We start from the raw sequence: 25,024 nt of genomic DNA on the forward strand, positions 1-25,024 counted from the left end.
TCCAAATCAGCCATTTAAAAACGTTTTATATAAGCGAGTTAAGTGGCTGAAATTGAAAGTCCACCTTCATTGACTCCAACCAAACACCTTCATTAAACGATATTTTGTTTTTTTGATTTAATAGGGCTTAACACCATAAACTTGTTTCTTCAATCTTGATTACCTTCAACCTTAAAAGCCAGAATGATACAAACTGGGTGACTTTGATAGATGATAAAAAGGCAACCATGATTGGCTGCCTTCGTAAAAGTTATTGTACGATTCCAACAATTAGTGAAACCCTTCAATAAAAGTTGCGGCAAAACTTTTGAGCTTCTCAGTAATACGAGGAAGAATCGTTCGACGTGTTCTAAAAGTCATCTTCTCAGTAGTTAGCTGGGCGATATCATCCGACTTCAAGCTGTCTACGCTCATACCGTTCTCGATGTTTGTCACCATTTCGCTGAACTTTTCGGCGTCTAGCTTCTCTTCTTCTGCTATCTGGCTTAGCTCTTTTTGCTTCTGCTCTTCGATATACTCACCAAACTCAGCACCTTGCACTAAGCCTTGCATCGACTTCTCAATAAAATCTTCAATGAGTGAACGTTTACTGTACAAAGTCGGTTCAGTCGCTAGTAAGTTGGCGATAACTTGGCGCTTCTTCTCTTTCGCTTCGTCACAAGACTCTTCGAACATTGTCATTAGAAGATGACGAATATAGCTAACGTTGACTTCATCTCGTTGGAGTAGCTCTAATTCGAAATCGATGTCCGCTAAGATAGACTCTTTATCAGCAGAAGCTTTCTTGAGTTCACGAGCTAAATCGCTGTATTTAGAGGCGTAGTCAACAAACTCTTGTTCAGACATACCAAGCGTTTCAATGTCGAAGTCGCTAAATGTCTCTAGCTGGTTCTTTAAGCGCATTAAGATGCGGAACTGCTTAATAAAGCCTGCTTGCATGTCTTCGTCAGGCAAGTCATCGACACTTTGCACATCAGGAGCAATTGCTTTCAACGCTTCAAGCGCTTTAGCAAAGTCTTCAGTCAGCCCGTTAAGATCTGGTACTTCAATAACCTCGATTGGCTGTTTATTTGAGAACAGCGTAAACGCCTCGTCCGCTTGCGGTTTAAGGTTGCGGTAACACATGACATTACCATGCGATTTTACCGTGCCATTTAAGCGATTGGTGCGTGAGAAGGCTTGCACTAAGCCGTGGTACTTAAGGTTTTTATCTACATAGATGGTATTCAAACCGGGGGCGTCGAAACCCGTTAGGAACATATTCACGACTAGCAAAATATCCACTTCGCCGTTCTTGGTTCGGTTCGATAGATCCTTGTAGTAGTTATAAAAACTGTCTGTATCTTGGGTTGAGTAGCTTGTACCAAACTGCTGATTATAGTCTTCGATGTAAGCATCTAGCTTGTCTCGGCTATGCAGCTTATTTTTACCAAGAACTTGGGCATTGGCTTCCGCTAAGCCTTTTGCATCGGCTTCACCTTCGAACTCTTCTTCCTCATTTACGCCATAGCTAAAGATGGTGCCGATATTTAGCTTGTGTTTGCCCTCTTCTTTGAGTGCTTTGAAGGTGTCGTAATAAGTGATGAGATCAGGCACACTCGCCACACACAGCATTGCGTTAAACTTGCGTTTGGTCTTATGACTGTGGATACCAATGATGTGCTCGCACACTTGTTTAATACGCTTTGGAGAGCTAAAAAACTCGGCGACATCGATACTGCTTACATCGACATCCATGCCGTCATTTTTATGTTTTAGCTTGCCGTAATATTCAATAGCAAATGGAAGCACGTTGTCATCTTTGATGGCATCAACAATCACATAGCTATGAAGACGTTCACCAAACAGATCTTTTGTGGTTCGCTTCTGTGTGCCTTTGCCTTCCATTTTTTTAGCAGTCGCATTGTCGGCAAAGATAGGTGTCCCCGTAAAACCAAACAGTTGTGCTTTCTCGAAGAACTCAACGATGTTCTGGTGCGTTTCGCCAAATTGGCTGCGATGGCATTCATCAAAGATAAAGACCACTCGCTCTTGGCGTAAGTGCTCAACCTGTCCTTTAAAGCGAGGTTTGGTGATCAGGTTATTAAGTTTTTGAATCGTGGTGATGGTTAGCTTGTTGATCCGATTAACTTTATTACTGTAGATAGGCGCATACTCTGCGACTTGTGGCAGTTCTTCACCATCGTTGGCACTACTATCTTTGGTGTTTAGCGCTTTCTTCGCCGTGTTCTTTGGTGGAAGTGGTCGAGAACCGAGGAACTGATTCAGAAGGCTTTTAGTATCCCCCGTGCTGTCGACACTGCCTCTTAAAAAGGCATCAAACTCTTTTGCAGTTTGGTAATCGAGATCTTTGCGGTCGACCACAAATACCACTCTATCCACATCTTCAAGTGTAGAGAGGATCTGGGCGGTTTTGAAGCTAGTCAGCGTCTTACCACTGCCTGTCGTGTGCCAAATGTAACCGTGGTTATTGTTGGTTTTAACCTGACTAACGATCGCTTCTACCGCATAGAATTGGTAAGGGCGTAGCACCATCAAAAACTTACCTGACTCATTCTGCACAATATAACGGCTGAGCATCTTAGTCAGATGAGGTCGATTTAAGAACGCATCAGCAAACTGAGGCAGCGAGTTAATCTTGTTATTTTCAACGTCCGTCCAGTGGAAAGTCTGCTTAAACGAAAGCTCACGGTTGTTAGAGAAGTATTTGGTGTTGACGCCATTAGAGATAACAAACAACTGTACGTAGTTGAACAGCCCACCTTGCGCACCGTAGGTATGTTTGTCGTAACGCTTAATCTGGTTGAAGGCCTCCGCTAGCTCAATGCCTCTGCGTTTGAGTTCAATTTGAATCAACGGTAAGCCATTCACTAAGATAGTCACGTCGTAGCGGTTCTCGTACGTCCCTTGAATGGTGATCTGATTGGTCACTTGGAAGTGGTTCTTGCTGGCATCATCAAACAATAAAGTCAGATAATCAGTTGTGCCGTCTTCACGAGTGACATCAACCCTACCTTTCAAGCGTTTGGATTTGTCGAAGATGTTGCCTTTTTCAAGCTTGATGAGCACACTTTCAAACTCACGCTCGGTTAGCGTTACGCTGTTGGCTTTCTCAAGCTGAGTTTTGAGATTCGCCTTCAGCGCCTCAGCGTTACCAATATCAACAGGTTTGAAATCGGCAGCGACAAGCTGATCGATTAGCTCTTTTTCAAGTTGTGCTTCTGATTGTGTGCTCATAATTCTTCTTTTTATAAATCCAACTGACGTTATTTCCACACCATTTAACAAAGCGATTGGGACGAGTACAAGGCAGCAAGTTTATGAGACCCTCTGAGCATAGTGCGCTATGTGATGAGGGCGAATAAACGCAGCTAACGCCGTAATCGTTCCAATCGCGCAGTTAAATTAAACGAACATTTGCTGTAACAACCCCTTCTTCCACTCTTTGGCTTTCTCAAGCTCTGAGTTGGCTAGGTCGATTTTTTGGTCAATTGCAGATAGGAAGTTAGCTATTTTGAGTTGTTCGTCGTGACTAGGAGTCAATAACTTCACATCTTTAAAAAACTCATCAACACTAATGTTTAACAAACCGTGGTTTCTCGCTCCTTCTTGGGCAATTTTTGAAAGGTCTCTATTTTGAAGGCCACTTTCGAAGTAGTGCTCAAAGAAATCAGAAACAAAACCTTTGTTAAGACCAAAACAAATATACAGTGTTGAAACTACACCCTTATCATAATTGTTGAGCCTTTTAATTGCCCCCATTGGGTAGCCTTTTGAATAGCTTTTGTTGTATGCAAAATCACCATTTTCAAGCAAGTAGTAACCAGTGACGTCTTTAGCCGCTACAGACTTATTAAAGTATTTTTCCTGATTAATAAGTCCTTGTTGAGCCGAGATCGTTAGAACATTTTGGTTATTCTCTTTGTTTTTTCGCCTGATACGTGTGAATACTTGCCCCAACTTCTTCTCTTCCCAAATAGGAAACTCGCTGCCGTCATCTGCTTTAAAGCGTAGTGTCGGCGGGATAAATGTTAGCTGTCCATCTTGCTTTTCCCACTTACCATTGAACAACTGCTGCATCACACCTTTTTTGTACTCGGTGAGCTTGTCTTTTTTCTCGGTGAGTAGTGTGATCTTCTCATCGACCTTAGATAAGAATGAGGCGATTTTTTGTTGTTCTTTGATATCTACGGAGTGTGTAACTTTCACTTTGCGTAAATCAGCCAGCGATATTTCTTGAAAAGTGCTGCCTTTTGATACTGAGTTAACTCTTTTATATGCTTTTCTGGTACTTAAGCAATAATTGATATACACATTTGAAAAGTTTTCTCCTATCGATAAACGAGCTGTACCTTGTGTTAAATTGGCTACAGGTATTGTCTCAGGGACAATTCGAGTGGCACCAATATTGCCTCGAAGCGAAAATACGATATCTTCTGGCGCAACCTCTGAACGTTGGTAAGACTTTGCTATAGCATCTGATGTTCGCTCCAATTCCTCTAAGCATAACTCTTTGTTTAGGTTGGTACTTTTTATGTACGGCATACCATCGGGAATGTGAGGACCAGCTTGAACAATTCCATAAGATATCTTTTTCTTCGTTAAATCCTCTAGAGCTGTATCAATATACTCACCTTCAAACTCACTAAACCTCAGCTTCGGCATATTCATTTGTTCAGTCATTTTCTACCTACCTCAGAATGGTGCCTTGATGTTTAGCTGGGAGCAGAAGTCAGCAATATCAGTATCTACTGAGTGCATTTTAGTTTCTAGCTCGGTAAGGTCAGACGCCACTGCATCCAAATCAACAGGCTCTTCTTCCTCAAATGTATCCACATAGCGAGGAATATTAAGGTTGTAGTCGTTCTCTTCAATCTCAGTAAGCTTGGCGACATGGGCAAACTTTTCGACGGATTCACGTTTACCGTAAGCTTCAACAATGCGCTCAACGTCTTCATTACGCATAAAGTTTTGCGCTTTGCCTTTTTCGAAGTGGTTAGATGCATCGATAAACAGTACGTTGTCATCGTTTTTACGGTTCTTCTTAAACACTAAGATACAAGTCGGGATACTTGTACCGAAGAAGATACCCGCTGGTAAGCCAATAACGGCATCTAAGTAGTTCTTTTTCTCGATAAGGTGTTTACGAATGTGACCTTCTGCCGCACCTCGGAATAGAATACCGTGAGGAACAACAACCGCTAGCGTGCCCGTTTCATTTAGTTGGTGGATCATATGCAGAACGAAAGCAAAATCCGCTTTCGATTTAGGGGCAAGCTTGCCGTAATCCGCAAAACGTTCACTGTTTAAATGAAGCTCGTTAGCACTCCAGTTCGCAGAAAACGGAGGGTTCGCTACGACCGCATCAAAACGCTTATCTAGGTGCATTGGGTGCTCTAGAGTGTCATCGTTTTTGATATCGAACTTATCGTAACGCACGCCGTGCATCAGCATGTTCATACGAGCGAGGTTATAAGTGCTTGGGTTTTGCTCCTGACCACAGAACTCAAGGTTGTGGCTACCTACTTCACGAGCAACACGCAGTAGCAATGAGCCTGAACCACAAGTCGGGTCGTAAACCGACTTTACGTCGCCATCTAAACTAACAAACTTAGCGAGGATCTTGCTGACCTGTTGCGGGGTGTAGAACTCGCCTGCCTTTTTACCCGCACCAGAGGCAAATTGACCAATCAGGTATTCATAGGCATCACCTAGCAAATCAATCTCGGTATTTTCTAGGTGGAAGTCGATGTTATCTAGGTGAACGAGAACCTGACTGATTAGCTTGTTACGTGCGTCTGGGTTTTTGCCTAACTTGCTTGAGTTAAGGTCTAATTCTTCAAACAAACCATTGAAGTCATCGGCAGAGTCCGCTGCTGTGGTGGATTGTTCAATATCAGCGAGAGTGCGATCAAGCTCGTCAATAATAAACTCTTGTTTCTTACCACGCCCCGCTAGGCTTGAGAAAAGCTGCTTAGGCGCAATAAAGTAACCAAGGTTCTCGACACATTCTTCACGTAGGTCATTGAGTAGCTCTTTATCATCAGCAACGCCAACAAAGTTAATACCATCTTCGGCAAGCAGCTCATCGCAGTAGCGGTTCAGCTTGTCTGATAGATACTTGTAGAAGATAAGCCCCAGAATGTAATCACGAAAGTCGTCTGCCGACATATTGCCACGTAATGTATTGGCAATGTTCCAGAGCTGTTTTTGAAGTTCTTGTTGGTGTTGCTGAACCATGGTTTACCTGTTGCTGTTATGCGTATTAATTAGCGCAGGATTGTATCAGAAACCAAGGTGTTAAGTTTGTTTTATATCATTTTGAGAGGTTCAGACGACCATGAAAAATAATGAAGTGGGGTAAATAGCAAAACGCCGCTAAAAAGCGGCGTTTTAAATGGGTGGAAGCCCCAGCCACATCCCGGCACACGAGTCACACGCTGCGGCTGCTCCCTTCCGGGCCTGACCGAGTTCACGAGCTATCGTTGCGGGAGGACCAGGGCCTCCATAGATTCTGTAGTGCCAAAGGGGTATCCCCGAAGGCAGGATGGATTATTCAGTATCCTTGCCCCGATTGCAACCCTATGACCGAATAATTAGCCCAATCTTGATCTGAATGATGAAAGATTACCCAAAGTGAACAATTTCTGGAAGTTAGCGAAGAATGAATGCCTTTTGAAAACCATCAGTTATCGACGGAAACAAAGGTTGGCTCTCCTTTGCGTTTCGATTGATACATGGCTTCGTCGGCTTTGATGAGAATCTCTCGGAGCGTGAACTCTTTGTTTCTGGGCTGAAACACACCAATCGAAACAGACACTGAAAGATCGCGATCTCTTTCTTCCAGATAGAAGGTAAACAGACGAAGGTTCTTAAGAACACGATTGATGTTTTCTAACGGATTTGAGGTGACCAGAATAAACTCGTCCCCTCCGATTCGGTACCAGTTGCCCTTCCAGTTTCTTCTGATGATGGAGGCGTAGGTCTGAATCACTCTGTCTCCTACGTCGTGTCCATACTGGTCGTTAATCTGCTTGAAATCGTTTATATCCAGATAGAACACCGTCTGCCAGGGCTTAATTCCACGGCGATATTTTAAGTTGAGTGCACGTCGGTTTTCTAACTTGGTCAGGCTGTCGGTATTCGCCTGGCGATATAGCAAATACGCCACCAGCAGGATAAACAGAAACGCGACAATAAATAGCCGTTTGGTCTGGTTTGCCAGTTCTTGCTCTTTCTCTAGAGTGTTCCGCCAGTCTGGCTGTTTGTCGTAAAAGTCGTTGATGCTTGATGTATCCAGCATTCTGATAGCACGAGAAAATAGTGCGGCGAGCACTTCTCCCCGAGTATTTTTAGGAAAACCCAATGCAATTTCAGAGCTATGGAAACTCTCGATGCTGTAGTCCTGAGTAATGGGCAACAGCTCTTGCTCTTTCAACAAAATGTTCAGGGAAGCTTTGTCCAGAGCGATGTAGTCAATCTCATTGTTAACCAGCGCTTTCACCAGCTCATCTTGGCTGGAGTAACGCACAAAGGTTTTTTGCGGCAGTAACTGACTTAACAGCTCATCAAAGAAATCGTTTCTTACCACCCCAATTCGTTCGGTAATCAGTTCCGATACATGGGTGTAAACGTCCGGTTTGAAGCCCAGCCGCTTTACGATGATCGCTTCTGGGAAGTAATGCGGAACACTGAAATAAGCGATGTTTTTACGCTGTTCAGAGATGGTTAACGGCGCAAGAATATCGATTTTCTTATTGATCAAATCGCCGTACATGCTCTCCCAGCTTTCGTAGGCGGTACTCACCACTTCACAGTTAAAAGTGAGGATCTGGCAGGCTTGCAGCAAAGTATCCGCACTGATCCCCTGAACATCACCTTCTTTGGTGTATTCAACATAGGGATAAGCGTTTTCAAGTTTGACTCTGAAGGTCTGGTTAGATTTGAGACCCAGTACTAGCATATCCCGCCTGAGCGCCCTTCTGCGTATATCAAACTGATACTCACTGATGTGTTTTCGAAGTCGCTTTTGCATGGATTCTGAATGAATGAACTTGACGATTTTTTCCATCATGTAGGCGTGTTGCCCTCTGCGGGCAATGATTGACACCGGCTTAATGGAAATCTGATCATTCAATAGCTGGGCGTCCAGCCCAATCGTCAGCATGGCTTTCAATTGATTGATGGCATCGATTACACCGTTGACCTCTCCGGAGATGAGCAAGTTCTTTGCTTCTTCAAATCCGTTGTATTCAATCAGCCTGACGTTTGGGAAATTTTGTTTTACTAAAGAGGGATAGATGGTGTTCTTTGGCACACCAATCACTTCAGCATCTATCAGGCTGATGCCAGACGGGCTGAATAAATAGGTATACTCTATGTTGGTTGGGGCGGAAAAGTCGAAGATCTTGGCTCTTTCTTCGGTATGGGTGACGTTTGCAGCAAAGTCACTTTCGCCACTGGCAACGGACTCAAGAATGGAATCAAAGTCCGGCATATCCCGATACTCGACCCCAACAGAAAACTCTTCGGCAACGGCATCGAAAAGAAAGCGAGTCACTACATCATCTGCCTCTGTTGCGACAACATAGTAAGGTTTCTGTCCATAAACCACTTTTATTCCCATAAGTTGAAGCGCTAAAAAAGCACCCATCAGGGCTAATAGTTTTTTCACTTATCGCTCTCTGTGCCGTAAAACACACCTATCTTTCACATAAACGTAACAAAAAAAAGAGCTACTAGAATAAACACGAAACCTCACACCAAAAATGTGAGGCTAGTTCAAAAAGAGGAGAATTGATAACCTTGCTGAATCAAATTGAGCCGACAGCTAAATGGTTTTATGCATCCTCGTGCTCATCTGCGGAACGCAGGATGTAATCGGTTGCCCAAGCTGTGCCCAAAAAGAATATCCAGACTACGAATACCGGGTTGGGAATTTCGACGGTATTCGATGTCACCATTGCGGCAAAAGCCACCGTAGGCAGAGTCCAGCAAAGCAGTTTGTTCCAATTGAATTTTGACAGCTTTGGTAATGTTTCAGCTGACGCAATGATGCCCACAAGGCACAAAGCGATCAGTGCGGCATGAGTCCAGCCTGCCAGCCACAGCGCCAATATGAGTGAAAGTGTCCACCAGCTGTGTTGAGATGAAGACTTCCAATGGCGGACTGCATACCAGGTCGCAATAACCGAAAGCGTTTGGACTAACGTCACTTCCCACGAACCGGGAATTTTACCTTCTGCCTGAGTCACCATAATGCCAACCTGCATCACCAGAACCGTTGCGGCAGTGGTAATCAGTACATAAATACTGCTACGGCGGGAGAACGTCACCATCAGTAACGGGAATAAGATCCAGACACTTAATGACATGGCGATGGGTTGCAAAGGAAGCGTAAAACCATACACTGCCAGAGCACCAAGTAAAATGAACCCTGCTGCGCCCCCCTGAGGGAGTATCCACAAAGCAGGAATAACCAAAGCAAGAACTGGAATATCACCACCACTCATACTAATCGCCCTTGCACATACAATCGCAAGTAAAGTGGTAATGATGAACTGGAGCGTCGAAAACACCATAGCTCTCTCCTTCTATTCCATGGACGAACTAGGACCAATTCAGTATGGATCAATTTTTAAGCCAAATCTTTGCAGTAATTCACCAAATTCCATATGGCCAGGTCTCTACCTACGGTCAGGTAGCTCAGCTAGCAGGATATCCTGGCTATGCCAGACATGTAGGAAAAGCTCTCGGAAACCTGCCCAAAGGCAGCAAGTTACCCTGGCACCGAGTCATCAATAGTAAGGGAGAGATCTCATTAAAGGGCACGGCTTACGACAGGCAGAAAGGAAAACTGGAGGATGAGGGGATTGTCGTGAACTTGGCAGGAAAGGTTCGGCTGAAAGATTACCAGTGGCAGCCCTAAGCTTAAAATCAAGCGGGCAGCCACTGATAAGACGTAGATTTAACGTGTGCGAACCAGCATCAAATCCAGCTTGTGCGTTTTGCTTTCATCTGTGATGACTGGGAATACAGTATCCGTGATGTACCTGAGTTCGCCGCCGACCTCAATTCGTGCGCTCACACTGTATGTATGATGAGGCAGGATTTTCGCTTTGTCATAGTCTAACTTGAAATAGAAAGGAACTTGATTTCCGTTGGTTTCAAATTCTTGGCTAGTGATCAAAACCGCAGGGGCATCCGCTAGGGAAATGTCTTGTAGTGTGACTGTAACGTAAGCGTTGTCTGGCAGTGCCATGCGTTCCAGGTAGTACAGAGAGCCTTCAACAGACGCCATTTCCACTGGTTTTACCTGAACTGAAGCTTTCGATTCTTCTGCATTTTGACAGCCAGATAAGCTTAAGCCAGCGGCGACGGTCATCAAGATAACCATTAGTTTTTTCATATCTTTTATCCTGGTTTAATGGACGCAATGAAAGAATGATTTCATCAAGTTTACACTTCGACTTGAATTGGTGCTGAGTATATCGCTACTACTTGTTTTTTGTCGTTATCCAAGGTATTTAATTGACACAACTTTGACGGAGGTACGATGAGTAAACCATTAGACGAACTGCTCGATTTATTGCAGTTAGAACAACTAGAACAGGGGCTCTTCCGTGGACAAAGTGAAAACCTTGGATTACCGCAGGTGTATGGTGGACAGGTTATCGGGCAGGCATTGTCCGCTTCCCGGTATACGGTAGAAAGTGACCGCACTGTACACTCTTTTCATAGCTACTTTCTGTTTCCGGGAGATCCGGAAAAATCCATCATCTATGATGTAGAAAACCTGAGAGATGGAAGAAGTTTCAGCACTAGGCGTGTTAAAGCCATCCAAAATGGTCGCCCGATTTTTTACCTCACTGCGTCTTATCATGGAGATGCCCCGGGGTTTGAGCATCAAAACGTCATGCCTGAAATTGCAGGTCCCGAGAACTACGCTTCGGAATCTGAACTGGCGAGTCGAATTGCCGATTATTTGCCAGAAAAAATCAAACAGGCTTTCTGCGGTGAAAAACCAATTGAAGTTCGCCCTGTTACGGTCGTAAACCCGTTACAGCCTCAGAAAGAAAAGCCGACTCAATACCTTTGGATTAAAGCCAATGGCGAAGTGCCTGATAATCAGTTAATTCATCAGTACTTACTGGCTTATGCCTCTGACTGGGGTTTTCTGGTTACCGCCCTTCACCCACATGAAGTTTCTTTGATGACGCCTAACTTTCAGGTTGCCACTATCGATCACTCCATGTGGTTCCATCGTCCTTTCAAAATGGATGAGTGGCTTCTCTACGCGATTGAAAGCCCGACCGCCAGCAATACCCGCGGCTTAGTACGAGGTGAGATTTTCAATCAGCAGGGAGCAATGGTAGCAAGCGCCGTTCAGGAAGGTGTTATGAGGTTTACCAAGTAGTCTGATTTACATCGACGCGAAACAAAAAAGGCAACTCACTGAGTTGCCTTTTGTTTTTAGTGGGTATGGTATTCCCCATCATGGCTGTGTGCTCGTGACAAACCAGAGAGTGAAAATGAGTTATCTACCGTCCCTTTAAAGCAGTTCAACACCCAAGGAAAACTGTCAGTGATGTAATAACCGTACTGACCATTTACCGTCATTCCATTGCATTCGTCCAGGTCCCCCAGCCCATTCACATATTCGTAGTCTCCTCGGAACTGCCCATCGTAGTTAGCACTTGCTACAACGCCTTGCCCTGACACAGGTGTGGTGTACCCAGACACTGCCTGCCTTGTTCCCGATTTCAGTCGATAGCTTGGTGTGGCTTTTCTGACTGTACCATTGTCGGCAAAACAACTGCCGTAAATCGGGAATCCGTCGGCTGCGAAACCAATGACGGGAGATGCACTGCCACCAGCGCAGTTCTGCACAAACATGGCGACTGGGTTTCCGTGATAATGGTACTTACCCGTCGGCTGAACATGCGCATTATGCTGATCAGTACCAAAGCCATTCAGGCTAGACATAGGATCGTATCGCCATGGGTTGTTAATTTCGCTTTGCCCACAACCGATCTTTTCCCGTCCTAGAGGTTCGCTGCCAACGGCATAACAAGCAGCAGCCAACATATCGACGTTGACTCCATTTAGAAATACACCTTCGGAAATCGCCATACTCAATGCAGTGGTAGAGGTCGCGAAACTTGGGTTAGCCGTGATCTCATAGTCGGAATCCTGCTCGCTCACATTGGTCGCAAACGACGCAGATTGATCATTAAAATCGTGATTAGGAATGTGGTTGCTCTCAATCACGCATTTGTTTCCTGCCGAAGAGATACTGACAGAACCATTGAACGCGAGGGAGCGCTGAATATCCGTCACGCTGGAGGTAAGGGAACCAATGTAGTCTAAGCAATCACCAGAAAGGGAAGTAAAATTGTAGTTGGTGATATTACCATCCTGGGGTAAACCGGATGAGCTGTTGTTGATATTGGATGGAGAAGCAGAATCTGAGTCTGAGCTGCCGCCGTTGCACCCAACAAGAGTGGAAGTAAGCATCACTGCGTAAATCAATTTCATCATTTTCCCTTACTGAATCTAAACCTTATTAATCAGTTTAGACAGAGAGTTAATGAAATCGAGGTCCTTTACGCAGCTTTACATCGATTGACTAAGCTTGGCCTATACAGGCAGGGCTGTGGTGTACTTTAAGGATTCCATCGCGAATGTTGAGGTTACATTGGTAATGCCATCAACACTGTTAACGAGCCGCTTATAAAAGCTATCAAAGGTTTTCATATCTTCAACCAGAACCCGCATCATGTAATCGTATTCGCCTGCCATACGGTAGAATTCCATCACTTCAGGAAACTCAGAAACGGTTTCCACAAATGTGCTGTACCACTCATGAGAGTGGTCACTGGTTTTCACCAATACAAAGGCCGTAAAGCAAAGACCTAGCTTTTCTGGGTTAAGCAACGCGACCCTTTTGTCGATAAACCCTTCTTCCTCCAACCGCTTGAGCCTTTTCCAACAAGGTGTTGTCGTCAAATGGACTTTCTCTGCCAGTTCGTTTAACGACAACGTGGAATCTTGCTGTAACAGGATAAGAAGCTCCCTGTCGATTCTGTCCAGTGATGGTTTGCTCATAATAAATTCAATTGTAGAAAGAAATTCCCCTAATTAGGCCATAGCGAATAAAAACAATAAACACTTTCTTTCGATTAAGGAGTAACCTGTTTCTTTATTGAACAATGATTGTATTAAATGACCTGGGGATACAGAGTTTCGAGCTGTATACGAAAACCTGACCAAAGGTAATAAGGAAGGATGAAATATGTGTTTAGACCACGACTGGATCAACAACGCGGTTCGTAAAATCGAAGCCGATTTTCAACGCAGCGCCGACACGCATCTTATCAAATTGAACCTACCCAACCTTCAGGGCATCGACATCTACCTGAAAGACGAAAGTACTCATCCAACCGGATCGTTAAAGCATCGACTGGCTCGCTCTTTGTTTCTGTATTCCATCTGTAATGGATGGGTGGGTCCGGACACCCCAATCATCGAGGCTTCTTCCGGCAGCACCGCGGTTAGCGAAGCGTATTTCGCGCGTTTGCTCGGGTTAAGGTTTATCGCGGTTGTACCGAAGAAAACCGCTCAGTCGAAGATCGACCTGATCCAATTCTACGGTGGTGAAGCGCATTTCGTGGAAAGAACAGACGAAATCTATGAGGAATCCCGACGTCTGGCGAAAGAATTAAATGGCCACTACATGGATCAGTTTACCTATGCTGAACGAGCGACCGACTGGCGTGGAAACAACAACATCGCCAACAGTATTTTTGAGCAGATGGCATTAGAAGATCATCCGGTGCCAGAGTGGATTGTGATGAGTGCAGGAACCGGAGGCACATCTGCCACCATTGGCCGGTTTATTCGTTATCAAAAACACCACACAAAACTTTGTGTAGTGGACCCTGAGCATTCCGTGTTTCACTCATACTATAAAACAGGTGATGCCGATTTAAGTCTGGATATAGGCAGTCGAATTGAAGGGATTGGTCGCCCCAGAGTCGAACCGAGTTTTATGCCCGGCGTCATCGACGAAATGAAAACCGTTCCGGATGCAGCCAGCGTTGCTACCGCGCGCTGGATGGAAACAATCTTAGGCAGAAAGGTCGGCGCGTCGACTGGAACTAACTTATATGGTGTTTTGCAGATAGCTGAAACGATGCGTGAGCGTGGGGAAACAGGCTCGATTGTCACTCTGTTGTGTGACAGCGGTGAGCGCTATCTGGATACCTATTACAACGAAGAGTGGGTTAACACTCACATAGGTGACCTGTCGCCCTATACCAAAGAACTTGAGGAAAAGTTTGGAGTATAAATTCTAAAACGCCAGCTCAAACTGAGCTGGCGTTTTGCATTGCAACTAACCTTTAGAGCGCTATTTCTTCTGGCGGGCTTCGAACGCTGCCAGCTGTTCAGGTGTAGCCGGAAGCTGGTGGTTTTCTTTCCACTCATCGTAAGTCATTCCGTAAACTCGCTCTCTGGCATCATCGATAGAAAGTGCCAGCCCTTGCTCATCGGCTTCTGCTTTGTACCACTTGCTGAAACAGTTACGACAGAAACCTGCCAAGATCATCAGGTCAATATTCTGCACATCTTTGTTATTGTCTAAGTGGCTAAGCAAGCGACGAAACACCGCTGCGTCCAGCTTATCCTGTTCTTCCTGGCTTAAGTTCTTGTAATTAAAATCGGCCATTATCTGTTCCTTGTTGGTTTCTATTCTTTGCTGCTGCCCATTGTAATCTCACCATGTGATGAACGGGCTTTTACGTCTTTCGCTAACGCGGCATTGAGTTGTGATTCTACATAGCCTGGCGAATGCGTGCGAGCAGAGATCAGTCGATACATCGCCGGAATCACAAACAGAGTCACCATAGTAGCGAATGCCATTCCGAAGAAGATGACAGTACCCACAGCCACGCGGCTTTCGTAACCGGCACCGCTCGACAATATCAGCGGTATCGAACCTGAAAGCGTGGTGAATGCCGTCATCAGGATTGGGCGTAAGCGTCTGGCTGCCGCATCGACGATCGCTTGCTCAAATTCGATGCCTTTGTCCCGTAACTGGTTAGCGAACTCGACGATCAAAATGCCGTTTTTGGTCACCATCCCAATCAGCATGATCATACCTATCTGGCTGTATATATTGAGCCCTTGCTCCATAAAGAACAGCCCCAAGAATCCACCTAATACGCCCATAGGAACGGTAAACATGACAACCAGCGGGTTTACAAAGCTTTCAAATTGAGCGGCTAAAACAAGGTAGGCAACTAACAGTGCTAACGCAAACACTATAAGCACACTGGCTTGGTTTTCTTTGAATTCCTTGGACTCACCAGAGTAAGCGACGCTGATGTCACTCGGCAGGTTATCAATCGCCAGTTTATCTAAGTGATCCAGAGCCTGCCCTAGTGTGACCCCTTCATTGAGATTAGCACTGACCGTAATCGACTTTTGTTTGTTAGTGTGAGAAAGACGAATCGATGCGCCTACTTCTTCAATTTTGGTCACTGCATCCAGAGTAACGAGTTGCCCAGTTTGGGTCCGCATGTATATTTGGCTGAGATCGGCTGCGCTGTTGAAGTGGTTTTCATCGCCACGAAGATAGACATCATATTCTTCACCTCGCTCGATGAATGTGGTTTCTGTTTTACCGCCAAGCATCACTTCGAGTGTGGTAGAAATGTCGGTGATTTTAATCCCCAATTCTGCCGCACGTTGCTTATCAACACTCACCACAAGTTCCGGCGTCTTTTCGGAGTAGTTGATGTCTGCCCCGTTCATCAAATCGCTTTCGTTGGCTTTGTCTTTGATGAGATTTGCCCATTTCTGTAGCTCCTGATAGTCAGAGCCACCGAGTACAAACTGAACGGGTTCGCTAGAGCCTCCACGAAAACCTGGCATCATTGGAAAGACTCTGGCGTCTGGAATATCACCCAAAGCTTTTCTCACCATTCCTAGCGCTTGCTGGGCGGTTTGAGTTCTGTCCTCCCAGTCTTCCAATATCATAATAACGAAGCCAGTCTGGTCACCTGCCCGACCTCCAAACGCCGGAGACTGAACACTGAAAGACTTAAGTACACCCTGCCCTAGAAGTGGCAATAACCTTTGCTCTACGATATCGATATTGGCATTCATTCGGTTGTAACTGGTGCCATCTGCTCCTCTTACGAACGCAAACAACACACCACGGTCTTCTTTTGGTGCCAGTTGAGAAGGCACCTGCTCCATCAGATAAACACTGCCACCAATACAACCCAAAATGATGATTGGAGCCAGAACTCGCCACGCCATGGCTTTGGATAACGCTCGGCGATACGCTCTCTCGAGTTTGCCAAACATGTTGTCGATGAAGGTATTGAATCGGCTGGCTTTCACATTCGCCTTGAGGATCTTACTTCCCAGTACTGGCGTAAGAGTCAGCGCTATCAGCGAGGAGAAAATCACTGACATAGAGAGCAAGACAGAAAATTCGGTAAACAAAAGACCGACCATACCTTCCATAAAGGAAATGGGCAGGAACACCATCACCAGCACTAACGTTGTCGCCACAACGGCAAAACCCACTTCGCGCGTGCCTTTATAGGCAGCCAGCAAGGGAGACTCACCGCGTTCGATATGGTGATAAATGTTTTCAACCACAACGATGGCATCATCCACCACCAATCCGATGGAAAGTATCAGAGCCATTAGGGTGATAAGGTTGATAGAAAACCCGAAATAATAAGCTGCGATAAAAGAAGAAATCAAAGAAACTGGCACCGTTACCGCAGGGATCAGCGTTGCTCTGACTTGTCCGATAAAGATGTACAACACCAATACCACCAAGCCACCTGTGATAAAGAGGGTGTTATAGACTTCAGAAATCGAGCGATCAATGAAAACCGTTGAGTCGTAGTCGATGGCTAAACGCGTGCCTGCTGGCAAGAATTTCTGAATCTTCTCAACTTCATCATGTACCGCTTTGGCAACTTGCAATGGGTTGGCATCAGACTGGGGGACAATGCCTAAACTGACGTTTACTACACCGTCACTTTTGAAAGTGGAGTTTTCGTTTTTCGCACCGATAAACACATCCGCAACATCGCGAAGATATATCGGGGATCCATCCTTGGCTTGCTTGACGACCAGATAATCAAAATCTTCAGGTGTGTTGTATAAACGGGCAGTGCGAACCGACATTACCATGGTGTCGTTTCGGACTTCTCCTCCCGGGTTTTCAACGTTTTCGCTTCTAAGTGCACTGGTAATGTCGGTTGTGGTTACACCTCGCCCCGCCATAAGCTCTGGCTTGAGCTTAACGTACATCACCTTATACAATCCGCCCGAAATATTGACGGAGCTGACACCAGTGATAAGAGAAAAACGGTCGACCAGCACACGCTCGGTATAATCCGTTAGCTGGGTGCGATCCATTTCGGAAGAACTTAGGTTGATATATACCGAAGCTTCGCCACTGCCGTTATCTTTGTAGACGATGGGATCATTGGCTTCATCTGGCAAACGGCGCTGGGCTCGGGCGACCGCATCACGCACGTCGCTCGCGCCAGTGTTCAGGTCGTAGCCAAGTTCGAATTTTATGGTGATGCGGGAAAAACCATTACGCGAAACAGACGTAATTTCGTCTATACCACTGATACCGGAGAGCTGGTCTTCCAATACGGAAGTGACCTGACTTTCCATGATGGAAGCCGATGCGCCATCATAACTGGTACTGACGGTAACCACAGGGCTTTCTATGTCCGGCATTTCCCGAACAGAAAGCTTGGTAAAAGAAACAAAACCAAACACACAAAGCAGTAAGCTCAGAACAATGGCAACAACCGGCCTTTTTACCGATACATCAGACAGCCACATGATTACTGCTCCTTACGGGAAGGTTGTTTTCCACCCTGTGGCTTTTCGCCAGCTTCACGAACTTTAACGCCATCACGCATGTTCACCACGCCCTGAACCACGATCTTTTGTCCAATCTCCAACCCTTTTTCAACCACGACCTGATTGTCGATACGAGCACCTAACAGAATTTCTGTACGTGTGGCTTTGTTGTTTTCACCAACCACATAGACATAGCGTTTGGTGCCTGAATATTGCAGTGACTGAACAGGAATAATAGGCGCACTCAGAGGTGGAAAATCCAGAGTTGCCGCCATCAACATACCTGGTTTGAGCTGCTTACTGGCGTTTTTAAAATGTACTCTGACACGCAGATTAAGGGTTTCAGGATTGATTCGTGAGTCAATCGCCACGACTTCACCATCAAACCGTTTGTTCCCCCAGGCTTGGTTGGTCGCAACGACAGGCATGCCAACGGATAACTGAGCCAAATAGCGCTCTGGTACTTGAATATCCAGCTCCATTAAAGAGAGGTTGTCCAGCGTAAGTAAGTTCTCACCTACGCTTACTAACTTGCCTCGACTAAAATCGACAAACCCGACTGTGCCGGAAAATGGGGATTTGATGTGAAGGTCGTCTAAGTTAGCTTTTGCAGCACTCAGCCTTGCACTGGCGATGTCTACAGATGCTTTCTGACCATCAATCTCGGTTTGAGTGATAGCGCCCCGTTTTAACAGGCGTTGATATTCCTTAAGTATCCTTTGCTGGTCCGCCAGATACGCAGTGGCTTCTGAAACTGACGCTCTGGATTTATCGTCATTGAGTGTGATGAGCACTTGCCCTTTTTTCACATCCTGATTGGAACGAATCTTAATAGATTCAACTTTTCCAGCCGCTTCTGGAGCGATAATGACACTTTCACTTGCCTCTAATTTGCCAATAAGAGACAAGGATTGGGAAATTTGATGTTCCGCGACCAACTCTGTTACTACAGCTACTGATCTTTCGCCTCGTGATTCTTTTGCAAAAGCTGAAGGGGCTAAGAGGAATAAAGTAGAGAAAAGAATAGGAAATATCGATTTAGTTTTCATACGGAAAGCCCGAAGTTTGTATAAACACAATTTTATCAAGTGATACGGCTTTGAGCGTAAAGGAATGTAAAGTTTGCGAAATATTCAGTAAGTAACCTGTTGCTACGTATAAATTTAGTACAAAACGCCCATTTTTTGTTGCTCCTGCCCAAAAAGGAAGCATTCAAGTCAAATTTCCAAGAAATCTCTTTACAGCATATTCGAGTTTGCTATCATGCGCTCCGCACTTGGTTACTGAGTTGGGAAAACAGTCACTAAGTATAAAAATCACCCTGGAGGGGTTCCCGAGTGGCCAAAGGGAGCAGACTGTAAATCTGCCGGCACTGCCTTCGATGGTTCGAATCCGTCCCCCTCCACCATATTTCTTCTGCTGTTTACTCCTTTTAAACATCAGACAACTTGATTGATGAGTTGGGAAATCATCATTTAAGTATAAAAACACCCTGGAGGGGTTCCCGAGTGGCCAAAGGGAGCAGACTGTAAATCTGCCGGCACTGCCTTCGATGGTTCGAATCCGTCCCCCTCCACCATATTTCTTCTGCTGTTTACTCCTTTTAAACACCAGACAACTTGATTGATGAGTTGGGAAATCATCTCTTAAGTATAAAAACTCCCTGGAGGGGTTCCCGAGTGGCCAAAGGGAGCAGACTGTAAATCTGCCGGCACTGCCTTCGATGGTTCGAATCCGTCCCCCTCCACCATATTTCTTCTGCTGTTTACTCCTTTTAAACACCAGACAACTTGATTGATGAGTTGGGAAGTCATCCATTAAGTATAAAAACACCCTGGAGGGGTTCCCGAGTGGCCAAAGGGAGCAGACTGTAAATCTGCCGGCACTGCCTTCGATGGTTCGAATCCGTCCCCCTCCACCATATTTTTTCTGCTGTTTACTCCTTTTAAACACCAGACAACTTGATTGATGAGTTGGGAAATCATCTCTTAAGTATAAAAACACCCTGGAGGGGTTCCCGAGTGGCCAAAGGGAGCAGACTGTAAATCTGCCGGCACTGCCTTCGATGGTTCGAATCCGTCCCCCTCCACCACATTTCTTCTGTTGTTTACTCCTTTTAAACATCAGACAACTTGATTGATGAGTTGGGAAATCATCATTTAAGTATAAAAAATACCCTGGAGGGGTTCCCGAGTGGCCAAAGGGAGCAGACTGTAAATCTGCCGGCACTGCCTTCGATGGTTCGAATCCGTCCCCCTCCACCATACAAAAGAAAACCAGCTCATTGAGCTGGTTTTTTCTTATCTGAAAAACAAAGCCAGCACACTATGCTGGCTTTTCTATTTCTAGCCTCTACCGTGAGGGCTATCCAAATCCAAAGCGGGTCCTTTCGGTACAACCTGAGTTGGGTTGATTCCAGTATGGCTAAAGTAATAGTGCCTTTTGATGTGGTGGAAATCGGTGGTGTCTTTCACTCCTTCCACCTGATACAGCTCTTTCAAATAGCCTTGAATGCTTGGGTAATCGGCAATGCGTTTTTTGTTGCATTTGAAATGCCCAACATAGACAGCATCAAAACGCACTAAGGTGGTGAATAGACGCCAGTCGGCTTCTGTAATTTGATCGCCCGCCAGGTATCGACTCGAAGAAAGATGGGCTTCCACTTTGTCTAACGCGTCAAACAACTGGTCATACGCTTCTTCATAAGCTTCCTGAGTTGTCGCAAAGCCACAACGATACACGCCATTATTGATATTCGGATAGATGAAATCGTTCCACTTCTCGATTTCTGAGTGAAGGGCTTCAGGGTAATAATCGTCGTGGTTGCCAGTCAGATCATTGAATGCACTGTTGAACATACGAATGATCTCGGAAGACTCATTGCTGACAATGGTATTGGTTTTCTTATCCCACAGTACAGGAACCGTGACTCTTCCGGTGTAATTGGATTTTGCTTGAGTGTAGATCTGATGCATGCGAGTAAAGCCAAACAAAGGCTCTGGTTTATCAAACTGCCACCCCTCAGAAAGCATATCCGGGCTTACCACAGACACGTCGATATGAGGTTCCAGACCTTTTAACTTACGAAACACTAGGGTTCTGTGTGCCCACGGACACGCCAGAGAAACGTAAAGATGGTATCGACCCGACTCTGGTTGAAACTCAGCATCTGACTTGTTTTCAACCCAGCTTCTGAAGCCAGCATCTTCTCGAACAAATTTACCATTGCTTGCTTTGGTGTCGTACCAGACGTCGTGCCAAACACCTTCAACTAACTTGCCCATCTCATCCATCCTTTGTTTGTAAAGATATTGAGTTGAATTATAGGTAACCCAATGGGTTATGCGACCAGTCAATGCCGTTCAACATCATCAAAATTTTTGAATGATCTTTTAGAACGCCCAAAAAACAACACCCAAACACAAAAAGGGTTGGCACCTTGCCAACCCTCTTCGTTTTCATATCTGTTTAATCCGGTATCGGTGAGCCCACACTGGAGCAGTCTGCAATAAATTCGGCTTTGGGATGGTGCTCGAGAATTTCTTCTATGCGGTGCGCCTGACTTCGCTCGACATCAATGACAATCACGACTTCTCCATCATCTAAGTGCTGGTTAAACATCGTCATAAAGTAATTATCAAACGAACCACCCGTCATTTTGACTATGACTGTTGTTGTGATCGCAATGATGCAGATAAGAGCGAATGGCACAAAACTGGAGCTCTCAAACAAGCTGGTGAAAAAAGTCAGAAACAGAATCAACACGCCCGCGGCGACAGCTCCTGCAATCAGCGCCTTCTGCGCCCCGGTAATAATGTGTGCACGCTCAAGTGAACTGCCGCCATGGAGGTGGTGGGTCTTAATCCCATTATCATCACGACTTAGAACATAAAAGTGGTGGTCATCAATACCACTTGCATGAACTTCATCTGATATTTCTTCTGCGTCGTCCAAGTCTTTCGTGATGTAATACAGTCTTTTCATCTGAGCCTCCAAGCGCAATGAATGAGCGTAGCTACTCTTAAGTTCTAGTACATTTTCACGCTCAATTAAACTCAATTAAAACATTTTATTTACATTTTGTTTACATTATCAAATTTAATACGTTTTCCATCACGAAATGGATTGGCTTAGGCACAAAAAAAGCGCGGACCACGAAGGCACCGCGCTTAAGCCTGTCACAGGCTGAATTTAGTCAACCATCAAACAAGAAACGGCATGAACGTCGTCACCTTTAATTTGGGGTTTCTGCTGTGAACAAGCCTCTGTCGCCTGAGGGCAACGTGTGCGGAATACACAGCCAGATGGTGGATTCATTGGAGATGGCAGATCGCCTTCCAACATATCAATCTTCTTGGCTCGCTCCAGATCTGGATCTGGGATTGGAACTGCCGACATAAGAGCACGCGTATATGGATGCTTTGGCTCAGCAAACAGAGCTTCAGATTCGCCGAGCTCTACAGCATTACCCAAATACATAACCAACACACGATCTGAAATATGCTTAACGACAGAGAGATCGTGCGCGATAAACACCAAGCTCAGACCAAGTTCTTTTTGCAGCTCTTTGAGAAGGTTAACTACCTGTGCCTGAATCGATACATCCAGTGCCGATACAGGTTCGTCACAAATGATCATCTTAGGACGAAGAATCAAAGCACGTGCGATACCAATACGCTGACACTGACCACCAGAGAACTCGTGCGGGTAACGGTTGATAACGTTAGGCAGAAGGCCCACCTTTGTCATCATCTCTTTAACGCGATCTTTCACTTCATCAGCAGACAGCTCTGGGTAAAACGTCTCCAGAGGCTCAGCAATGATGTCGCCAATAGTCATACGAGGATTAAGGGACGCCAGCGGATCCTGGAAAATCATCTGGATCTCTTTGCGTGTGTTACGGCGTTGTACGTCCTGCATCTTAGTCAGATCCTGACCAAGCCAAACAACTTCACCGTCGGTTGCTTCAACCAGACCAATTACGGCGCGAGCAAAAGTGGATTTACCGCAGCCAGACTCCCCTACTACACCCAAGGTTTCCCCTTCGTATAGACGAATATTAACGCCATCCACTGCCTTCAAAGGTGTTGGTTTAGTCCATGGCCATGCTGATTTAGGTGCAATGCTGAAATGAACTTTCAGGTCTTTTACATCTAGAAGAAGTTTTTTATCTGTACTCATCGATTCCAAGCCTCCCAGTCAGAAAAACATGCGCGTTGACGCCCTTCACCAAAGTTAACCAGTTTTGGTGCTTCCGTCTTACATTGCTCTGTCACGCGGTGACAACGCTCTTGGTAAGGACAGCCTTGTGGCAAACGAAGCAGGTTTGGTGGGTTGCCTGGAATGGTTGGCAGAATTTCGCCTTCCGTATCCAAACGAGGGATCGCCTTCAGCAGACCTTCTGCATAGGGGTGGCTCGGATTGTAGAAGATTTCGTTAACTGTACCGTACTCCATAGTACGTCCAGCATACATAACCAGTACTTTGTCACATGAACCTGCTACCACACCCAAATCGTGCGTGATCATGATGATTGCAGTGTTGAATTCGCTCTTAAGTTCGTTCAACAAATCCATGATCTGTGCTTGAACCGTTACGTCCAGAGCCGTTGTAGGCTCATCTGCAATAAGCAGCTTAGGACGACACAGTAGCGCCATGGCAATCATTACACGCTGGCGCATACCGCCTGAGAATTCGTGTGGGTACATGGTGATACGCTTACGGGCTTCTGGGATTTTAACCGCTTCCAGCATTCGAACTGATTCTTCAAAAGCTTCCGCTTTGCCCATGCCTTTGTGCAGCATCAACACTTCCATCAGCTGGTCGCTGACTTTCATGTACGGGTTCAGTGAGGTCATTGGGTCCTGGAAGATCATGGCAATCTGTTCTGCACGAACTCGGTTGAGTTCGTTTTCTTTCAGATTCAGAATTTCACGACCTTCAAATTTGGCACTACCAGAGATAACTCCGTTTTTTGCCAAAAGACCCATGATAGCGAATACAGTCTGGGATTTACCCGAACCAGATTCGCCCACGATACCAAGGGTTTCCCCTTGGTTCAGTGAAAAATTTAAGTCATTCACTGCGGTGACGATACCATCTTGCGTGGTAAATTCGACTCGCAGATCTTTAACATCTAACAAGCTCATCATTGCTTTCCTGTGTAATTTTTATATTGCTCTAAAAGGATCCGATATTATTTTTTTTATCTATCTTTTGGATCCAGTGCGTCACGCAGGCCGTCGCCGACATAGTTAAAGCAGAATAGCGTTACAACCATAAACACGGCTGGGAACGCAAGCTGCCAAATTGCTACTTCCATCGTCTGAGAACCTTCCTGAAGCAGTGCGCCCCAGCTCGTCATTGGCTCTTGTACACCAAGACCAAGGAACGATAGGAATGACTCTGTAAGGATCATGCTCGGAATCAAAAGAGTCGAGTAAACTGCAACAATACCCAGTACGTTTGGAACGATGTGGCGTGTAATTATTTTCCATTTGCTCACACCGCATACATGGGCTGCTTCAATAAACTCTTTACTACGTAGGCTTAGTGTCTGACCACGTACGATACGCGCCATATCCAGCCATGCAATGGCACCGATAGCGACGAAGATCAGTACGATGTTACGACCGAAGAACGTTACCAGTACGATAACCAGGAACATAAACGGAACCGCGTAAAGGATTTCCAGGATACGCATCATGATTCGGTCAGTTTTGCCGCCGATGAAGCCAGAAGCTGCACCGTAAAGCGTACCAATCAGTACCGCAACAAGTGCACCAAGTACACCTACCATCAATGAGATACGACCACCAATAAGGGTACGAACGTACAGGTCACGACCCAGGCTGTCGGTACCAAACCAGTGCTCGGCATTTGGTCCAACATGCATCGCGTACCAGTCGGTATCGTCGTATGTGTATGGAGCAAACATTGGCAAGAAAATCACTGCCATTGTCATTACAAATAGAATGGCTAAGCTCACCATCGCCGCTTTGTTACGCATAAAGCGGATACGGGCGTCTTGCCACAGGCTGCGACCTTCTACTTCTAAGTCCTTAGAGAACTTTTCGATCGCTTCAAGGTTTTCTTTTTTAGTCAACATATCAAT

19 protein-coding genes, 6 tRNA genes and 1 other RNA gene are annotated in these 25,024 nt (G+C 45.5%); 9 read left to right on the forward strand and 17 right to left on the reverse strand.

The genetic code is table 11. The features are described from left to right. Window positions 1-270: 270 nt before the first annotated feature. From QMG91_RS11965 to QMG91_RS11990, 6 genes are all read right to left on the reverse strand, one after another. Entirely contained in the window at window positions 271-3,237 is a 2,967-nt protein-coding gene (locus tag QMG91_RS11965; protein WP_281826695.1) for a type I restriction endonuclease subunit R, read from the reverse strand. A gap of 168 nt (window positions 3,238-3,405) precedes the next feature. Beyond that, window positions 3,406-4,683: a restriction endonuclease subunit S gene (locus QMG91_RS11970; protein WP_281826696.1), complete on the reverse strand. Its 1,278-nt coding sequence runs from the start codon at window positions 4,681-4,683 to the stop codon at window positions 3,406-3,408. A 12-nt stretch (window positions 4,684-4,695) separates the two neighbouring features. Further along, window positions 4,696-6,240, reverse strand: coding sequence for a type I restriction-modification system subunit M (locus QMG91_RS11975; RefSeq protein WP_281826698.1), 1,545 nt, complete (start codon window positions 6,238-6,240; stop codon window positions 4,696-4,698). A 165-nt stretch (window positions 6,241-6,405) separates the two neighbouring features. Further along, window positions 6,406-6,502: signal recognition particle sRNA small type (gene ffs, locus QMG91_RS11980), an RNA gene on the reverse strand. 183 nt (window positions 6,503-6,685) lie between these two features. Further along, window positions 6,686-8,626, reverse strand: a complete 1,941-nt coding sequence (locus tag QMG91_RS11985; protein WP_409351263.1) for a diguanylate cyclase — start codon at window positions 8,624-8,626, stop codon at window positions 6,686-6,688. 214 nt (window positions 8,627-8,840) lie between these two features. After that, window positions 8,841-9,581: a VP0952 family biofilm-associated protein gene (locus QMG91_RS11990; RefSeq protein ID WP_004400451.1), complete on the reverse strand. Its 741-nt coding sequence runs from the start codon at window positions 9,579-9,581 to the stop codon at window positions 8,841-8,843. A gap of 44 nt (window positions 9,582-9,625) precedes the next feature. Between QMG91_RS11990 and QMG91_RS11995 the strand changes: the two genes are divergently transcribed. Continuing rightward, complete coding sequence (locus QMG91_RS11995; protein WP_200765756.1) at window positions 9,626-9,928, forward strand: MGMT family protein; 303 nt, start codon at window positions 9,626-9,628, stop codon at window positions 9,926-9,928. A 39-nt stretch (window positions 9,929-9,967) separates the two neighbouring features. Here the strand turns inward: QMG91_RS11995 and QMG91_RS12000 are convergent, their stop codons facing one another. Beyond that, window positions 9,968-10,408: a YbaY family lipoprotein gene (locus QMG91_RS12000; protein ID WP_004400453.1), complete on the reverse strand. Its 441-nt coding sequence runs from the start codon at window positions 10,406-10,408 to the stop codon at window positions 9,968-9,970. Window positions 10,409-10,555: 147 nt separating this feature from the next. Between QMG91_RS12000 and tesB the strand changes: the two genes are divergently transcribed. Further along, on the forward strand, window positions 10,556-11,416 hold the full coding sequence (gene tesB / locus QMG91_RS12005) for an acyl-CoA thioesterase II (RefSeq protein ID WP_022593105.1): 861 nt from the start codon (window positions 10,556-10,558) through the stop codon (window positions 11,414-11,416). 56 nt (window positions 11,417-11,472) lie between these two features. Here the strand turns inward: tesB and QMG91_RS12010 are convergent, their stop codons facing one another. Both QMG91_RS12010 and QMG91_RS12015 read right to left on the reverse strand, forming a co-directional pair. Next, window positions 11,473-12,540, reverse strand: a complete 1,068-nt coding sequence (locus QMG91_RS12010; RefSeq protein ID WP_281826705.1) for a YHYH protein — start codon at window positions 12,538-12,540, stop codon at window positions 11,473-11,475. Window positions 12,541-12,639: 99 nt separating this feature from the next. Then, window positions 12,640-13,107, reverse strand: coding sequence for an Lrp/AsnC family transcriptional regulator (locus tag QMG91_RS12015; protein ID WP_022550103.1), 468 nt, complete (start codon window positions 13,105-13,107; stop codon window positions 12,640-12,642). 187 nt (window positions 13,108-13,294) lie between these two features. On the opposite strand from QMG91_RS12015, the gene QMG91_RS12020 reads away from it, so the two are divergent. Next, a complete protein-coding gene (locus QMG91_RS12020) occupies window positions 13,295-14,350 on the forward strand; it encodes a PLP-dependent cysteine synthase family protein (RefSeq protein ID WP_281826707.1) in 1,056 nt (351 codons plus the stop codon). A 60-nt stretch (window positions 14,351-14,410) separates the two neighbouring features. On the opposite strand, the gene QMG91_RS12025 is transcribed toward QMG91_RS12020, so the two are convergent. The 3 genes from QMG91_RS12025 to QMG91_RS12035 are packed head-to-tail and all read right to left on the reverse strand — an operon-like array spanning window position 14,411 to window position 18,959. Then, window positions 14,411-14,728: a DUF1244 domain-containing protein gene (locus QMG91_RS12025; RefSeq protein ID WP_004402102.1), complete on the reverse strand. Its 318-nt coding sequence runs from the start codon at window positions 14,726-14,728 to the stop codon at window positions 14,411-14,413. Window positions 14,729-14,748: 20 nt separating this feature from the next. Next, entirely contained in the window at window positions 14,749-17,889 is a 3,141-nt protein-coding gene (locus tag QMG91_RS12030; RefSeq protein ID WP_281826710.1) for a multidrug efflux RND transporter permease subunit, read from the reverse strand. Between the two features lie 2 nt (window positions 17,890-17,891). Further along, window positions 17,892-18,959: an efflux RND transporter periplasmic adaptor subunit gene (locus QMG91_RS12035; protein ID WP_281826711.1), complete on the reverse strand. Its 1,068-nt coding sequence runs from the start codon at window positions 18,957-18,959 to the stop codon at window positions 17,892-17,894. 274 nt (window positions 18,960-19,233) lie between these two features. Between QMG91_RS12035 and QMG91_RS12040 the strand changes: the two genes are divergently transcribed. From QMG91_RS12040 to QMG91_RS12065, 6 genes are all read left to right on the forward strand, one after another. Further along, a tRNA-Tyr gene (locus QMG91_RS12040) sits at window positions 19,234-19,318 on the forward strand. Between the two features lie 86 nt (window positions 19,319-19,404). Beyond that, a tRNA-Tyr gene (locus QMG91_RS12045) sits at window positions 19,405-19,489 on the forward strand. An 86-nt stretch (window positions 19,490-19,575) separates the two neighbouring features. Continuing rightward, window positions 19,576-19,660, forward strand: a tRNA-Tyr gene (locus tag QMG91_RS12050). A gap of 86 nt (window positions 19,661-19,746) precedes the next feature. Continuing rightward, a tRNA-Tyr gene (locus QMG91_RS12055) sits at window positions 19,747-19,831 on the forward strand. Between the two features lie 86 nt (window positions 19,832-19,917). Further along, a tRNA-Tyr gene (locus QMG91_RS12060) sits at window positions 19,918-20,002 on the forward strand. 87 nt (window positions 20,003-20,089) lie between these two features. Next, a tRNA-Tyr gene (locus QMG91_RS12065) sits at window positions 20,090-20,174 on the forward strand. Between the two features lie 81 nt (window positions 20,175-20,255). On the opposite strand, the gene QMG91_RS12070 is transcribed toward QMG91_RS12065, so the two are convergent. From QMG91_RS12070 to oppC, 5 genes are all read right to left on the reverse strand, one after another. After that, window positions 20,256-21,194: a glutathione S-transferase family protein gene (locus QMG91_RS12070; RefSeq protein ID WP_281826713.1), complete on the reverse strand. Its 939-nt coding sequence runs from the start codon at window positions 21,192-21,194 to the stop codon at window positions 20,256-20,258. Window positions 21,195-21,378: 184 nt separating this feature from the next. Next, entirely contained in the window at window positions 21,379-21,894 is a 516-nt protein-coding gene (locus tag QMG91_RS12075) for a hypothetical protein (RefSeq protein WP_004408149.1), read from the reverse strand. Between the two features lie 207 nt (window positions 21,895-22,101). Next, on the reverse strand, window positions 22,102-23,091 hold the full coding sequence (gene oppF, locus QMG91_RS12080; RefSeq protein ID WP_004408150.1) for a murein tripeptide/oligopeptide ABC transporter ATP binding protein OppF: 990 nt from the start codon (window positions 23,089-23,091) through the stop codon (window positions 22,102-22,104). Then, window positions 23,088-24,059, reverse strand: a complete 972-nt coding sequence (gene oppD / locus QMG91_RS12085; protein ID WP_281830466.1) for an ABC transporter ATP-binding protein — start codon at window positions 24,057-24,059, stop codon at window positions 23,088-23,090. Before oppD ends, oppF begins: the two co-directional genes overlap by 4 nt. Window positions 24,060-24,115: 56 nt before the next feature. Beyond that, window positions 24,116-25,018, reverse strand: coding sequence for an oligopeptide ABC transporter permease OppC (gene oppC, locus QMG91_RS12090; RefSeq protein ID WP_281826716.1), 903 nt, complete (start codon window positions 25,016-25,018; stop codon window positions 24,116-24,118). Window positions 25,019-25,024 lie beyond the last annotated feature (6 nt).

Source organism: Vibrio nigripulchritudo (assembly GCF_027924785.1).
GTDB classification, from domain to species: Bacteria; Pseudomonadota; Gammaproteobacteria; order Enterobacterales; family Vibrionaceae; genus Vibrio; species Vibrio nigripulchritudo.